The 13,905-nt window shown below is 47.1% G+C and carries 14 protein-coding genes and 1 pseudogene; 13 read left to right on the top strand and 2 right to left on the bottom strand.

What is annotated here, in order from left to right:
- Positions 1–46: 46 nt before the first annotated feature.
- From ACNQGS_RS03450 to ACNQGS_RS03390, 13 genes and pseudogenes are all read left to right on the top strand, one after another.
- The gene (locus tag ACNQGS_RS03450; protein WP_241114171.1) at positions 47–619 is read left to right on the top strand and encodes a twin-arginine translocation signal domain-containing protein; all 573 of its coding nucleotides are present in this window, start codon (positions 47–49) and stop codon (positions 617–619) included.
- Between the two features lie 12 nt (positions 620–631).
- Positions 632–3,037, top strand: a pseudogene (fdnG, locus tag ACNQGS_RS03445) (formate dehydrogenase-N subunit alpha); the annotation flags it as partial.
- Positions 3,037–3,861: a 4Fe-4S dicluster domain-containing protein gene (locus tag ACNQGS_RS03440; RefSeq protein ID WP_491486131.1), complete on the top strand. Its 825-nt coding sequence runs from the start codon at positions 3,037–3,039 to the stop codon at positions 3,859–3,861. The pseudogene fdnG and the gene ACNQGS_RS03440, both read left to right, overlap by 1 nt.
- Complete coding sequence (locus ACNQGS_RS03435; RefSeq protein WP_491486130.1) at positions 3,854–4,558, top strand: formate dehydrogenase subunit gamma; 705 nt, start codon at positions 3,854–3,856, stop codon at positions 4,556–4,558. Before ACNQGS_RS03440 ends, ACNQGS_RS03435 begins: the two co-directional genes overlap by 8 nt.
- Positions 4,559–4,770: 212 nt before the next feature.
- Positions 4,771–5,580 carry a formate dehydrogenase accessory protein FdhE gene (locus tag ACNQGS_RS03430; protein WP_491486129.1) on the top strand — a complete coding sequence of 270 codons (810 nt, stop codon included), beginning with the start codon at positions 4,771–4,773 and terminating at the stop codon, positions 5,578–5,580.
- A gap of 12 nt (positions 5,581–5,592) precedes the next feature.
- Positions 5,593–6,192 carry a molybdenum cofactor guanylyltransferase gene (mobA, locus tag ACNQGS_RS03425; RefSeq protein WP_491486128.1) on the top strand — a complete coding sequence of 200 codons (600 nt, stop codon included), beginning with the start codon at positions 5,593–5,595 and terminating at the stop codon, positions 6,190–6,192.
- 16 nt (positions 6,193–6,208) lie between these two features.
- Entirely contained in the window at positions 6,209–7,441 is a 1,233-nt protein-coding gene (locus tag ACNQGS_RS03420; protein WP_491486127.1) for a molybdopterin molybdotransferase MoeA, read from the top strand.
- A 14-nt stretch (positions 7,442–7,455) separates the two neighbouring features.
- Positions 7,456–9,378 carry a molybdopterin biosynthesis protein gene (locus ACNQGS_RS03415; protein ID WP_491486126.1) on the top strand — a complete coding sequence of 641 codons (1,923 nt, stop codon included), beginning with the start codon at positions 7,456–7,458 and terminating at the stop codon, positions 9,376–9,378.
- A complete protein-coding gene (locus tag ACNQGS_RS03410; protein WP_491486125.1) occupies positions 9,379–9,846 on the top strand; it encodes a molybdenum cofactor biosynthesis protein MoaE in 468 nt (155 codons plus the stop codon).
- Complete coding sequence (moaD, locus tag ACNQGS_RS03405) at positions 9,839–10,072, top strand: molybdopterin converting factor subunit 1 (protein WP_491486124.1); 234 nt, start codon at positions 9,839–9,841, stop codon at positions 10,070–10,072. Before ACNQGS_RS03410 ends, moaD begins: the two co-directional genes overlap by 8 nt.
- Positions 10,073–10,321: 249 nt before the next feature.
- A complete protein-coding gene (locus ACNQGS_RS03400) occupies positions 10,322–11,341 on the top strand; it encodes a MoeB/ThiF family adenylyltransferase (RefSeq protein WP_491486123.1) in 1,020 nt (339 codons plus the stop codon).
- A gap of 163 nt (positions 11,342–11,504) precedes the next feature.
- Positions 11,505–11,834 carry a YwdI family protein gene (locus ACNQGS_RS03395; protein ID WP_213147933.1) on the top strand — a complete coding sequence of 110 codons (330 nt, stop codon included), beginning with the start codon at positions 11,505–11,507 and terminating at the stop codon, positions 11,832–11,834.
- Positions 11,835–11,977: 143 nt separating this feature from the next.
- Positions 11,978–12,349, top strand: a complete 372-nt coding sequence (locus ACNQGS_RS03390) for a DUF423 domain-containing protein (RefSeq protein WP_491486122.1) — start codon at positions 11,978–11,980, stop codon at positions 12,347–12,349.
- A gap of 47 nt (positions 12,350–12,396) precedes the next feature.
- Here ACNQGS_RS03390 and gerQ read toward each other — a convergent pair whose 3' ends face one another.
- Together gerQ and hemQ are read right to left on the bottom strand one after the other, a co-directional pair.
- Positions 12,397–12,861: a spore coat protein GerQ gene (gerQ, locus tag ACNQGS_RS03385; protein ID WP_491486121.1), complete on the bottom strand. Its 465-nt coding sequence runs from the start codon at positions 12,859–12,861 to the stop codon at positions 12,397–12,399.
- Between the two features lie 185 nt (positions 12,862–13,046).
- A complete protein-coding gene (hemQ, locus tag ACNQGS_RS03380; protein WP_491486120.1) occupies positions 13,047–13,790 on the bottom strand; it encodes a hydrogen peroxide-dependent heme synthase in 744 nt (247 codons plus the stop codon).
- Positions 13,791–13,905: the final 115 nt, after the last annotated feature.

Genomic DNA, 13,905 nt, shown 5'->3' with positions numbered 1-13,905 from the left:
TAAAAATGGGATGTTCTATTCATTACTCTTGGGAAGGAGATTGGAAATGGTTGAAATGAACTTAAATCGCCGGCAATTTTTAAAGCTATCCGGTGCAACCGCTGCCACTTTAGCGGTTGTCGAACTGGGCTTTAATGAACAAAAAGCCTATGCGAAATCAAAGGAATTCAAAATTGCCAAAGCTACTGTAACACCAACCATTTGCTGCTTTTGCGGCGTCGGCTGCGGAATCTTAGTCCATACAAAGGACAACACAGTGGTTTATACGGAGGGGGACCCGGATAACCCAATTAATGAAGGTAAGCTTTGCAGCAAAGGAACGACACTCAGACAGTTATACACTTCTGAAAAGCGGATGACGAAGCCTCTTTATCGGGCTCCTGGCAGTGATAAATGGGAAGAAAAAGACTGGGAATGGATGCTCGATACCATTGCCAAACGTACAAAAGAAAGCCGCGATAAGTCGTTTATCGTTTCGGAAAACGGCGTTACGGTAAATAGAACTGAAAAGATTGCCAGCCTTGGCGGTGCGGCACTTGATAACGAAGAAACGTATTTGGTTTCAAAATTAATGAGAGGGCTTGGCGTTGTTTACTTAGAACACCAGGCACGAATATGACACAGTTCAACGGTTGCCGGTCTGGCACCATCGTTTGGACGTGGAGCAATGACAAACCATTGGAATGACCTGCAGCATACAGATGCAGCGCTAATTATGGGCGCTAACCCTGCTGAGAATCATCCAATCAGCTTTAGATGGCTGACAAAAGCTAAAGAAAACGGCGGTAAAATTATCAGTGTTGACCCACGTTATACTCGGACATCAGCAGTATCTGATATTTACGCTCCGCTTCGTTCCGGAACAGACATTGCGTTCTTGGGCGGAATGATAAAATATGCACTCGAAAATAATCTTATTCACAAAGAATATGTTATTAACTATACAAACGCTTCCTTTATCGTGGCGGATGGCTATGATTTCAAAGATGGCTTATTCTCTGGCTATGACCAAGCAAAACGCACTTATGATAAAACAAAATGGGCTCTTGCTGCAGGACCGGATGGAAAACCGGTTATGGATCCAACCTTGGAGAACCCTCGTACTGTTTTCCAATTACTGAAGAAGCATTATTCGCGCTATGATTTGGATACGGTTTCATCGGTAACAGGCACACCAAAAGAAGATTTATTAAAGGTTTACGAGACATTCTGTGAAACAAGCAAAGTCGGTAAAGCGGGAACCATCCTCTATGCAATGGGTACAACCCAGCATACAGTCGGCTCGCAAAACGTCCGTGCTTATGCGATTATCCAGATGCTCTTGGGCAACATTGGCCTGCCAGGCGGCGGAATTAACGCGATGCGCGGCGAATCAAACGTACAAGGCTCCACTGACTTTGGATTATTATGGGATAACCTGACAGGTTACCTGGCTATTCCTAAAGCATCAGTACCTGAGCACGCAACACTTGACGGCTACTTAAAGAAAGAAACACCCCCATCAGGCTATTGGAGCAACAGACCAAAATTCGTGGTCAGTCTACTAAAGTCGTGGTACGCACAAAATGCAACAGCCGAGAACGAATTTGGCTATCAATATTTACCTAAACCAGGGGCAAAGAACTACTCGCACATTTTCTTATTCAAAGCAATGTACAATAAAGAGCTTGACGGTGCGTTCCTTTGGGGCACAAACCCGGTTGTCGGCGGACCGAATGCCGGCAAGGAAAAAGAAGCACTTGGCAACTTAAAATGGCTGGTTGCTGTTGACCTTTGGGAAACAGAAACAGCGGCCTTCTGGAAAAAAGAAGCCGGCAGCGACCCATCGAAAATCAATACAGAAGTATTCCTGCTCCCAGCATCGGCATCCTTTGAAAAAGAAGGAAGTATTTCCAACAGCTCACGCTGGATGCAATATCGCTGGAAAGCAATTGATTCAAAAGGCGAAGCAAGACCAGACCTTGATATCATCCATGAGCTTGCCCTTAAGCTTAAAAAGCTCTATGCCGGTGACATGAGTGCACAAGCTGCTCCATTCCTGGCGCTTGATTGGAATTTTGGCAACGGTCCTGAATGTGACATTGATCTAGTTGCCAAGGAAATTAACGGCTATGACCTTACAACAGGCAAGCTGCTTCCTGGCTTCGGTGCCTTGAAAGCCGATGGAACAACTACCAGCGGAAACTGGATTTATAGCGGCTTCTATCCTGAAGAAGGCAAGAACAAATCAAAAAGCCGCGACAATAAAGATACGGGCGGACATAACTATCTTAACTGGTCATTTGCTTGGCCGTTGAACCGCCGTGTTCTATACAATCGTGCTGCTGCGGATGCAAACGGTAATCCTTGGAGCAAGGAAAAAGCCATCATCTGGTGGGATGCCATCCAGAATAAATGGGTGGGCAACGACGTTCCTGACTTTAACGCAACATTAGCGCCAACAGCACCAGGCGGTACTGGCGCAATCATGATGAATAAAGATGGTGTAGGGCTGCTTTATGCACCAACGATGAATGAAGGTCCTTTCCCTGAACATTATGAGCCGTTTGAAAGCCCAGTGCCGAATGCCTTCTCATCTGTTGAGTTAAATCCGGCTGTTGTGATCCATGATGGTGAATTCAACAAGAAGGGTGATAAAGGAAAATACCCAATTATCGCCACCACCTACCGGGTATCTGAACACTGGCAGTCCGGTTCGATGACCCGAAACCAAGAATGGCTGTCGGAAATCGCCGGATACATGTTTGTTGAAATAAGTGAAGAACTCGCAAAAGAAAAAGGCATCAAAAACAAAGATAAAATCACTGTCAGCTCAGCACGCGGCGAAATCACTGCATACGCAATGGTTACAAAACGTTATAAACCTTTCAAAGTAAGAGGCAAAGTCGTGCACCAAGTGGGAATGCCATGGCATTTTGGCTATAAGGGATATGTTACAGGAGATACAGCTAATCGCCTGACTCCGCACATTGGAGATGCTAACACGCAAATTCCTGAATACAAAGCATTCCTCTGTGATGTTAGGAGGGCTGACTAATGGCTAAAGAATATGTGAAATTCGTTGATGTTACCAAATGTGACGGCTGTAAAGCCTGCATGGTGGCCTGTAAAAACTGGAACGACCTGCCTGTTGAAGAGACAGCATTCCAGGGCAGTGCTCAGTCCCATCCAAAAACAACAGCTGATACCTGGAACGTCCTTCAGTACATTGAGCATGAGAATTCGGGAGGCGGTCTCGATTACTTGTTCCGCCACTCCTCCTGCTTCCATTGCACGGACGCAGCGTGTGAAAAAGTATGTCCTGAGAATGCCATCAGCTATACCGATTTTGGTTCCGTTGTCATCGACCAAGACAAGTGTGTTGGATGCGGCTATTGCGTCCAAAACTGTCCGTTCGAAATGATTTCTCTAAAGGAATACAAAGATAAAAACGGTAAAGAGTACCGTAAAGCTCACAAATGTACAATGTGTACCGACCGTTTGGAAGAAGGCTTGCAGCCTGCCTGTGTAACGACCTGCCATACTGGAGCAATGGAATTTGGCGATAAAGATGCGATGATCAGAAAGGCTGAAAAGCGAGTTCAAGAAATCAAAGACCGTTATCCTAATGCCCAGGTGTACAATCCGCAAGGCGTTGGCGGCACACACACCGTTTATGTTTTAGCAGAAAAGCCGTCTGTTTACGGTCTTCCGGAAAATCCGAAAGTTCCAACCTCCGCAGTTGCTTGGAAGGATTACGCACAGCCAATCGGCAAGATGATGCTGGGTGCCACCACGATGGCTCTTGTCGGTGCGTTTGTGACAAACAAGCTATTCAATAAAGATGGCAAGGAGCAAGACGGAGGTGGAAGCCATGAGTAATCAGACAAAACCTGATGTAAAAGTTCGCCGCTTTCCAAAGGCGTTTGTTTGGGCCCATGCAATCAATGGGATTTCCTTCTTTGCGTTGTACATTACAGCACTGCCAATGTATACCGAATTCTTTGACTGGCTGTATCCGGTGTTTGGCGGCCCGGCAAATGCCCGGCTGCTGCACAGAATTTTCGCCGTCACATTTATAACGCCAACCTTGATCTTGTTGATTTTTAGCCCGAAGTTCCTGATGCTTTGGCTAAAAGAACTAATCACATGGAAAAAGCGCGACCTTGAATTTTTCGGCAGTTTCGTTAAAGAATTGTTCGGCTTTAAGTTTAAGCATATAAAACAAACCTTCTTCAACGCTGGAGAAAAAATTAACTCGATTCTGCAGATGTTCTGTGCGATTTTGGTTATTTGTTCAGGCTTCACAATGTGGTTTCCTGAGTATTTCCCGAGAGCTCTTGTGCAATGGGGCTACTTATTCCACAACGTCGGCTTCGCTCTTGGAATTGCCGTCATTGTCGGTCACGTTTACTTGAGTGTGATTCATAAAAACTCAAGACCAGGCTACTCCGGCGTCGTTACCGGCGAGGTTCCTGCTTGGTGGGCAAAGGATCATTACCAAGAATGGTATGAAGAAGAGGTCAAAAAGGGTAACTTCCCTGAGTTGGATGATCCGAAACATAAAAAAGGCGCTTAATTTTATGAGGAAAGGGGCTGGCTGTCTGTCAAAGGCAGCCATTCCCATTAAAAAATAGAATCTTTAGTGTGGTTTTGGGGTCCTATTGGCGAATTTCAGCTTTCTATTGGCGAATTGTTGAGTTCTATTGGCGAATTTCAACATTCTATTGGCGAATTATGCAGTTCTATTGGCGAATTTTAAAAAATTAATAAAAAAGAGGTGCAACAACGATGATTAAATCCGTTGTTTCAAAGGAATACCAGAGCCTGCAAAAGGAAATTGTTCAGCTTCAGGAAAAATGGAAGCAGATGATTAATCCGGATACGGTCAGGCCAAATCTGGACAAAGCGGTGCTGGCTGCAGGGGTACCTGCTGCCGCGTTAACGGCGATTGATTTTGAAATTTCACTATACTTACAGTGGATAGAGGAAATAACAGCCCTAATCATAGAAAGAAGCCCAAACCTAAAGCCAAAGCTCGCTGATATCAGCAGTATGCTCAAGGAAGAAACGGCCATCCGCTGGATAGAGGAGGCTTATTCCTTTAACAGCCTCTATTTTGAAGGATTTGCAGAGGAAAATGGACTGGAACCATGGATTCCGCAATTCTTAGCAGAAACCGCACTCCGTCCGTATCTTCAACTAGTGGCTGAAAAAGTCCAGCCGGAAATCGACCGTGCCGTACCGGGTTCAGGCTGCCCTGTCTGCGGTGAGCCTGTAAGACTGGCAGTTTTGGAGGATGAGGGTAAAAAGGTCTGCCAATGTCCGCGCTGCCTCGCCCATTGGAATGCCAAGCGTCTGGAGTGCTCGCATTGCGGTAATGAAGACTACCAAAAAATCAAATTTTTAACGATTGAAGGGGACGCTGTTTCGCAAATACAGGTTTGCGAGGAGTGCAACGGCTATATTAAAATTATTGATACAAGGCAATATATAGAAAAGCCGTCTGCTGCCATGATTGATTTAAATTCAATCCATCTCGATTTTGTAGCGCAGGAAAATGGATTTATGGCGGTAGGCGAGAAAAAAGTAACGAATTAAGAGGTGCTGTCGATGAACGCTTCAGCAATTATTTTATCCGGCGGGAAATCCAGCCGAATGGGCACCAACAAAGCTCTATTAAAAATAAATGAGAAAACTAATATTGAAAGAATTAGAGACACACTTAAGCACCGTTTTAATGGTATAATTCTGGTAACCAATCATTTTGATGATTATGAATTTTTAGAACTGGAAATGGTCGCAGATGACTATCCCGGCATGGGGCCGCTCGCCGGACTTCATGCCGGTTTGAAAGCTTCCAAAGGCGATGTTAATTTTATCGTCGCTTGCGACATGCCGTTTGTGTCCGGGGAACTCGCCGAGACAATGGCAAAGCTATGCGGCGATTATGATGCGGTCATCCCGGTTATCAACGGGAATCAGCATCCGTTATTTGCTGTTTTTAAAAAATCAGTCGCAGCTGTTGCGGAAAGCTGTATTGCGGCGGGGAATCTCCGCATGAAACAGCTGCTGGACCGTCTTAATGTCCTTTATGTAACAGAAAAAGAGCTTGCAGGCTTTAGCCAAACAGAATTGGAGCGGGTCTTCTTCAACATGAACCGCCCGGAGGAATACGAAGACGCGAAAAAGTGGGCCGAAAGCGAACATTAGGGGGAGAAAGAGAACCATGCAATTTTTCAAAGTAAAAACAGTGGAAGAAACATTTGCCTTGATAGATGAAATGATCCCGGCAACCCAACAAACAGAAGTAAGAGAGCTTTCCGAAGCCCTTCATTATATACTAGCCGAGCCGGTGACTGCTAAGGAGAATGTTCCCGGCTTTGACCGCTCGACGGTCGACGGATATGCTGTCCGCGCGAAAGATACGTATGGTTCTTCCGAGTCCATGCCCGGCTTCCTGAACGTTGCCGGGGAAGTCAAAATGGGCGAGGTCCCCGATGTAAAAGTAGGCCTTGGACAAGCTGTTTACGTTCCGACTGGCGGGATGCTTCCGGTTGGCAGTGACAGCGTGATGATGATTGAACATTGTGAGGATGTCGAGGGACTCCTCAATACATATAAACAAGTGGCGCCCGGGGAAAATGTCATCCGGGCCGGCGAGGATATCCGCGAGGGCGAGATTCTCCTTGAAGAAGGGGTGAAACTCCGCGCACAGGAATTGGGTGCCCTTGCCTCCTTGGGGATTACTCATGTCACCGTTTTTCGAAAAATAAAAGCCGGCTACCTGTCGTCCGGCGATGAGATTGTTCCTTATCAAACGGAGAACTTGTCGGTCGGACAAATCCGTGATATTAACGGGCTGACGATTGCTGGCTTGGCGAGCGATTGGAATGTCGAGGTTGTGTACGGCGGCATTGTCCGCGATGACTATGAGGAATTCAGCCAAAAGGCCCGCGAACTTTACGAACAAGTAGACTGCTTGATTATGTCAGGCGGCAGCTCTGTTGGGGCGAAGGATTATACGACGGAGGTTATCCAATCATTGGGTGAGCCTGGCGTGTTTGTCCACGGGATTTCGATCAAGCCCGGAAAACCGACGATTTTAGCGGTGGCGGACGGCAAACCGGTGATTGGACTGCCTGGCCATCCGGCGTCGGCGATGATTATCTTCAAACTTTTTGGCGAGCGGATTTTGAAGAAGTTGTCCGGCGAACATCTCGTGCCGAAGCCTGGGCATATTTTTGCAAAAATAACGAAAAACATCCCGTCAAGCCCGGGCCGGTCGGATTATATCAGAGTCCGGCTTGAGGAAAGGGACGGCGAATGGTGGGCGGAGCCGATTATCGGCAAGTCCGGGTTAATTACGACGCTGGTAAAGAGTGACGGCATTGTGGAAATCAGTTCAGAAAAAGAAGGAGTTTCGCAGGGCGAGTATGTTCCTGTGATTCTGTCCAGGTAAGGGGAGCGACAGTTATGTATAAACGGAAAATTTACTTGGAAGATAAACCACGTTTCGAGGCGCGAGATGAAATTCTCGCTGCTTTTGAGAGTACTCCGGAAAAGGAACTGATTCCGACAGTGGATGCATTAGGGCGTGTGACGGCTGAACCGATTTTTGCACCTGTGTCAACGCCGCACTATCATGCCTCGGCAATGGATGGGGTTGCGGTTGTAGCGGAAAGCACGTATACGGCGCATGAGCAGAACCCGCTTCATTTAAAGCTTGGTGAGCAGTTTGTTCATGTGGATACGGGAAATGCGATACCATCGCCGTTTAATGCGGTGATTATGATTGAGCATGTGCAGGTGTTGGACGAGGAGACGATTGAAATCATCGAACCCGCTACGCCTTGGCAGCACATCCGTCCGATTGGCGAGGATATCGTTCAGGAGGAAATGCTGTTTCCGCAGGGTCATGCATTAAGGCCTGCTGATTTGGGAGTGCTAATTGCGTCAGGGCTGCTTTCGGTTTCGGTTGTGAAAAAACCGGTTGTGGCCGTGATTCCGACCGGTAATGAGTTAGTTGAACCGGGGCAGGAAATGGCGCCTGGAAAAATTGTTGAATTTAACGGCACTGTGTTTGCCAATTTTATTAAAGAATGGGGCGGCGAGCCGCGTTTGCACCGGATTGTTAAGGATGAGCCGGAGAAGATTAAAGAAGCGCTTTTGGAGGCTTCTGAGACTTCGGACTTTATCGTCATCAATGCGGGGTCGTCGGCGGGGCGCAAGGATTATACCGTTCATATCATTCAGGAGCTTGGTACGGTTTATACCCACGGCGTCGCGGCACGTCCTGGGAAGCCGGTTATTTTGGGTAAGATTAATGGTACGGTTGTGATTGGCGTACCGGGATATCCGGTTTCGGCTTATCTGGCGCTGGAATGGTTCGCACGACCGCTTGTCTGCAAATACTTAGGTGTGCCGGAGCCAGAGCGGCAGAAGGTTACCGTCAAGCTTGGCCGGCGCATCGTTTCGTCGATGGGCGCTGAGGATTTTGTGCGAATGAATATCGGCTATGTGAATGGCCAATTTGTCGCTAATCCGCTGACAAGAGCGGCTGGGGTGACGATGTCGTATGTGCGGGCAGATGGGTTATTGGTGGTGCCGCCAGATGTGATCGGCTATGAACAAGGAGAGCTGGCGGAAGTGGAGTTGCTGCGGCCGCTTGAGGAAATCCGAAATGCGATCATGTTTACGGGCAGCCACGATTTGACGATTGACCTATTGTCGTCGGCGCTGAAGCGGGTGCGGACCGAGATGAAAATTGTCTCCTCGCATGTCGGCAGCATGGCCGGCATTATGGCAATCCGAAAAGGCGAGGCCCATGTAGCGGGGATTCATTTGCTTGACCCTGAGACAAAACAATATAATATATCATATGTACGCCGGTTGTTAGCCGGACAGGAGGTTGTCCTGTATCCATTTTTGAAGCGCAAGCAGGGCTGGATTTTACCGGCAGGCAATCCGCTTGAAATCCGTGACGTGCGTGATTTGGTGGAAAAGGGAGCGAACTTCGTGAACCGCCAAAAAGGCGCCGGCACGAGGATTTTGTTTGATATGCTGCTGGAGGAAGCGGGGCTTGAGCCGGAGAGAATAGCGGGCTATGACCGAGAAATGTTCTCGCATTTAGCAGTTGCTGCGGAAGTGAACAGTGATGCTTATGGCGCTGGTCTAGGTATTTATCCTGCGGCAAAGGCAATGAGCTTGGAGTTCGTTCCGGTTTCCGACGAGGAATACGATTTAGTCATGACCAGAAGCTTTTACGAAAGTGAACAGTTCAAGCTGCTAGCGGAAATCATCCATTCCCCTGCCTTCAAGGCTCAGGTGGAGAATATCGGCGGCTATCAAGTGGTGGAAAACGCCGAGCCAAAGCGCTTGGCTGAAGAGGTGAAATAATTGAAGCTTTACGAGATTTCAAAAGAACCTATTAATATACAGGATGTTATCGACAAGGTGATCCAGCGTGAAGCTGGCGCGATTACGACGTTTATCGGTACCGTCCGGGAATTGACCTATGGAAAAAAGACGTTGTTTTTAATCTATGACGCATATGAAGCGATGGCTGTGAAAAAGCTGGAGCAGATTGGCCGCGAGATTGAAGAGCGCTGGGAGGGTTCTCGGGTTGCGATTACTCATCGGGTCGGGCGTTTGGATATTACCGATGTTGCGGTAGTGATCGCGGTGTCGACGCCGCACCGGGCTGATGCCTATGAGGCGAACCGCTATGCGATTGAGCGGATTAAGGAAATTGTCCCAATTTGGAAAAAAGAGCACTGGGAGGACGGCGAGGAGTGGGTCGGCAACCAGCTCGAAACGAAGGCCTATCCGAGCGGAAAGCCTGAGGAAGGTGATTTAAGTGAATAAAATTTTGTTTTTCGCCCATTTGCGCGATGCGGTGGGTGAAGAGTTCCTGAGGCTTGATGCCAGCGGCAAAACGGTGGCTGAATTGAAGGCGGAACTCTCTGAGAAGTACGATTTGCCGCGCATGGAAACGGTGATGACGGCGATTAATGAAGAGTTTGCTTCTAATGATGAAGTCATCCAGGATGGCGATGAGATCGCGTTTATCCCGCCGGTCAGCGGTGGCTGATTTTTTGATTCGCCGATAGAATGGTCAGATTCGCCAATAGAAATAGGAAATTCGCCAATAGAAATAGGAGATTCGCCAATAGAACGTCCCAATTCGCCAATAGAATCTAAAAAACCGCCAATTGACCGTGAAATGAATCTGTAATTCAATAAAATGCAAATTAGAAAAACAATTTTCCTTTAAAATTTGGTAATTTAATGCCCTAAAAGCTCGCCACCAGGCGAGTTTTCTTCTAGAAAGGGGATCTTTATGAACGAACGCTACTCAAGGCAAGTCCTTTTTCCCGGCATCGGTAAGGAAGGCCAAGATAAAATAAGCAGCAAGCATGTATTGATCATCGGCGCCGGGGCTTTGGGTTCGGGTAATGCGGAAATCTTGACCCGCGCCGGCGTCGGCAGATTAACTATCGTCGATCGGGACTATGTTGAAGCCAGTAATCTGCAGCGCCAGCAGCTTTATACAGAAGAGGATGTGGCAGAAAAACTACCTAAGGCAGCAGCAGCTAAAAAGCGTCTAAAAGCAATTAATTCAGATGTTGAAATTAACGCCATCATCGGCGACGCCACTCCGGAGCTACTCGAGGAGCTAGCTGCGGGGGTCGACCTGATGTTAGATGCGACTGACAATTTTGAAACGCGGATGGCGATGAACGACGTTTCCCAGAAATACAACATTCCTTGGATTTACGGGGCCTGCGTCGGCAGCTATGGGATGAGTTTTTCCATCCTTCCGGGTAAAACACCGTGTTTAAATTGCCTGCTGCGGACGATTCCGCTTCAGGGGATGACCTGCGATACGGGCGGCATCATTTCTCCTGCCGTGCAAATGGTCATTGCCCACCAGACTGCGGAAGCGTTGAAGATTCTAGTCGAGGATTGGGATGCAGTCCGCCAGGCGTTTGTCAGCTTCGATTTATGGAGAAATCAATATACAAGCATGAAAATGTCAAAGGCCAAATACTCCGGCTGCCTATCCTGCGGCGAGGAGCGGACCTTTCCTTATCTCGACCGTGAAAATATGACAAAGACCACAGTCCTGTGCGGCCGCGATACCGTGCAAATCCGTCCTGCCACACCTGGAGAAATTTCGCTCGAAAGGCTCGCAGGCCAGCTTAGCTCGCTCGGCTACTCTGTAAAAGGCAATCCATATTTAGTGTCAGTGGAAATGGGCGAGGAGCGGATGGTCATCTTCCAAGACGGCCGGGCCCTTATTCACGGGACAAAAGATTTGACCCATGCGAAAACAATCTATCAAAGGATATTAGGATAAACTAAGAAACCCGAATCTTTAAAGATGCGGGTTTTACATTTTTCAACAAGTTTCACGTGGAACATTTGAAATATGTCGAAAGCCTGTAAAAGACTATTTTTTCGAAAAAAAGCCGATACTCATGTAGAATAAAATAGAGACCGAAAATGAGGAGTATTTGAACGTGAATATATCTGTCCAAAAATTATTAGCCAAAATGGAAGAAGAACTGAATCAGGCACGGGCCAGCCATAAGGAAGAAAGCTTGCGGGAAAGGGTTTACTCTATTAAAATATTATGCGAATTGATATTGGAAGAAAAGCAGACCGGACGGGATGTGCAGCCTGCATCGGCCGTTATTCAGCAAGCAACAACAGCTCAAGTATTCCAGCAGGCAGCTTATCAGCCCGCTGTCTCGCAACCGATTTTTCAACAGCCAACAGTCACTACACCACAGCCAAAAAAATTGGAACTGGACGATGAGGCTAACGGAGATTCATTGTTTGATTTTTAAATAGAAAAGCGGAAGCGCCTTGACCAGCCCCGACAAGCATAAGACAAGCCGGCGAGAAGGCTGTTCTTTAGCCTTCTTGACGGATTGGCTTATGACCTCGAGGGGCTAGGCGCTGCAGCTAGACAAAAGGAGAGAATAATAACATGAAAACTTTTATTGTCATTGGCGCCATCAATGCCTTTTTGGCAGTCGCACTTGGTGCCTTTGGGGCACACGGGTTAAAGGACAGATTAGATGCTCATTATCTTGAGATTTGGAAGACGGGCGTTACTTATCAAATGTTTCATGCAACTGGCATTTTAATCATTGCCCTGCTGCTAGGAAAAGCTGCAACTAGCTCTTTATTTACCTGGTCAGGCTGGTTAATGCTTGTTGGTATCATCTTATTCAGCGGCAGCTTGTATGTATTAAGCTTAACAAAAATTGGACCGCTTGGCGCGATCACCCCAATTGGCGGCGTTTGCTTCCTAGCGGCTTGGGTATTGATGATTCTTGGAGCGATAAAACAATTTTAATCATGAAAAAAAGCATTGAGACATTATTGCTCAATGCTTTTCTCATATTATCTAGGCGGGTAAGTGCCTAATTGCGGTCCTCCGCCAAACGGATATTCATATTCGATTTCTTCGGCAAATGTGATGTAGTCAACAGCTACCATTGGAATCAGGAAGCGGGTACCTTTTTGCGGATCGCTTAAAATCACATGGTCGCGGCCGGCTGCCTCAATAATTCCTCTGAATTCTTTGGCATTCCACTGTGTGTTGCCTTCAAATGTAGCAAATACAGATACAAGCTTACCCTTGTTTAAGCGTAAAATATTCTCAATATACGATTGTTCAATTGGCAGCATGCCTGGAACAGAACTGCCTCCGGCAGGCGGCCTTGGCGGAACAGCTCCTCCCGGCGGAAATCCTCCCGACTGAGTGGGAACAAATCCCTGCCCGCCAGCGATTGGCTGGGCCCCTTGCATTCCGGCTCCACCGCCGGTATAAGGCTGAAATCCTTGAGGATTGTAATATTGGCTCATTTTATTCCCTCCTAAAAAAATATAAATAAAAAGCCCAACAGTCTATACATACTCGGAAACCTATAATTGGTTCCTACTTCTCGCTGTTTTATTAGTATGAGGGAAAGTTTGGAGATATGACTTTAGGACGAGGTGCAAATGAAAAAAGCTCCCAGTTTTGAGTTGGGAGCTTTTAAACGAACGAGTTATACGTGTAAGAAATTAGGAATGCGCTCTTCCTCTAACAGATTGCCGACAAAGAATGCCCCAAATTCACCGTAGCGGGCGCTGACTTCGTCAAATCGCATTTCATAAACAAGCTTTTTAAATTGCAGGACATCGTCCGCGAACAGGGTGACGCCCCACTCGTAATCATCGAAACCGACAGAACCGGTGATGATTTGGCGCACCTTGCCTGCATACTGGCGGCCGATCATGCCGTGGCTGCGCATCATATTGCGGCGCTCCTCCATCGGCAGCATGTACCAGTTATCATTGCCCTGGCGGCGCTTATCCATCGGATAGAAGCAGACATACTGTGTTTTTGGCAGAGTAGGATACAGGCGTGCCAAAATTTGCGGGTTCTGGTACGGATCCTCTCCTGCAGGCAGGTAGTTGCTGAGCTCGACAACGGACACATAAGAATGAGCCGGTATGAGGAATTCAGCAAATTTGGTCTTGTTGAATTCGGTTTCAATTTGGTTCAGTTCTTCCATCGTCGGGCGCAGGATCATCATCATGAAATCTGCCTTTTGGCCTACGATTGTATATAAAGCATGGCTGCCTTCTTTGCGTTCTTGGGTGGTGTTCCATTTTTCAATCAGACTTAAAAACTCGTGAATCGCCGCTTGGCGCTCATCTTCAGAAAGCATCTTCCAGGTGGTCCAGTCCACAGTGCGGAAATCATGCAGGCAGTACCAGCCATCAAGCGTTTGTGCTGCTTCACTCATTAAAATCACTCCTATGTAATCATTCTTCTTAAACAACCATAACTATACCATAGTTTGACCAAGGTTTCCCCAAATAAACCTTTAGTGGATATTTTTATGAAAAAAAGAGAATAGT

Source organism: Neobacillus sp. PVCKKU3 (assembly GCF_058323225.1).
The sequence above is the reverse complement of the archived record's forward strand: the minus strand, read 5'-3'. Positions and strand labels throughout refer to the sequence as shown.

Coding starts and splice junctions, on each gene's coding strand:
- ACNQGS_RS03450 (WP_241114171.1), top strand. CDS start 47: ATGGTTGAAATGAACTTAAATCGCCGGCAATTTTTAAAGCTATCCGGT.
- mobA (WP_491486128.1), top strand. CDS start 5,593: ATGAACGCTTCAGCAATTATTTTATCCGGCGGGAAATCCAGCCGAATG.
- hemQ (WP_491486120.1), bottom strand. CDS start 13,790: ATGAGTGAAGCAGCACAAACGCTTGATGGCTGGTACTGCCTGCATGAT.
- ACNQGS_RS03435 (WP_491486130.1), top strand. CDS start 3,854: ATGAGTAATCAGACAAAACCTGATGTAAAAGTTCGCCGCTTTCCAAAG.
- ACNQGS_RS03430 (WP_491486129.1), top strand. CDS start 4,771: ATGATTAAATCCGTTGTTTCAAAGGAATACCAGAGCCTGCAAAAGGAA.
- ACNQGS_RS03400 (WP_491486123.1), top strand. CDS start 10,322: ATGAACGAACGCTACTCAAGGCAAGTCCTTTTTCCCGGCATCGGTAAG.
- ACNQGS_RS03390 (WP_491486122.1), top strand. CDS start 11,978: ATGAAAACTTTTATTGTCATTGGCGCCATCAATGCCTTTTTGGCAGTC.
- ACNQGS_RS03415 (WP_491486126.1), top strand. CDS start 7,456: ATGTATAAACGGAAAATTTACTTGGAAGATAAACCACGTTTCGAGGCG.
- gerQ (WP_491486121.1), bottom strand. CDS start 12,861: ATGAGCCAATATTACAATCCTCAAGGATTTCAGCCTTATACCGGCGGT.
- ACNQGS_RS03440 (WP_491486131.1), top strand. CDS start 3,037: ATGGCTAAAGAATATGTGAAATTCGTTGATGTTACCAAATGTGACGGC.
- ACNQGS_RS03420 (WP_491486127.1), top strand. CDS start 6,209: ATGCAATTTTTCAAAGTAAAAACAGTGGAAGAAACATTTGCCTTGATA.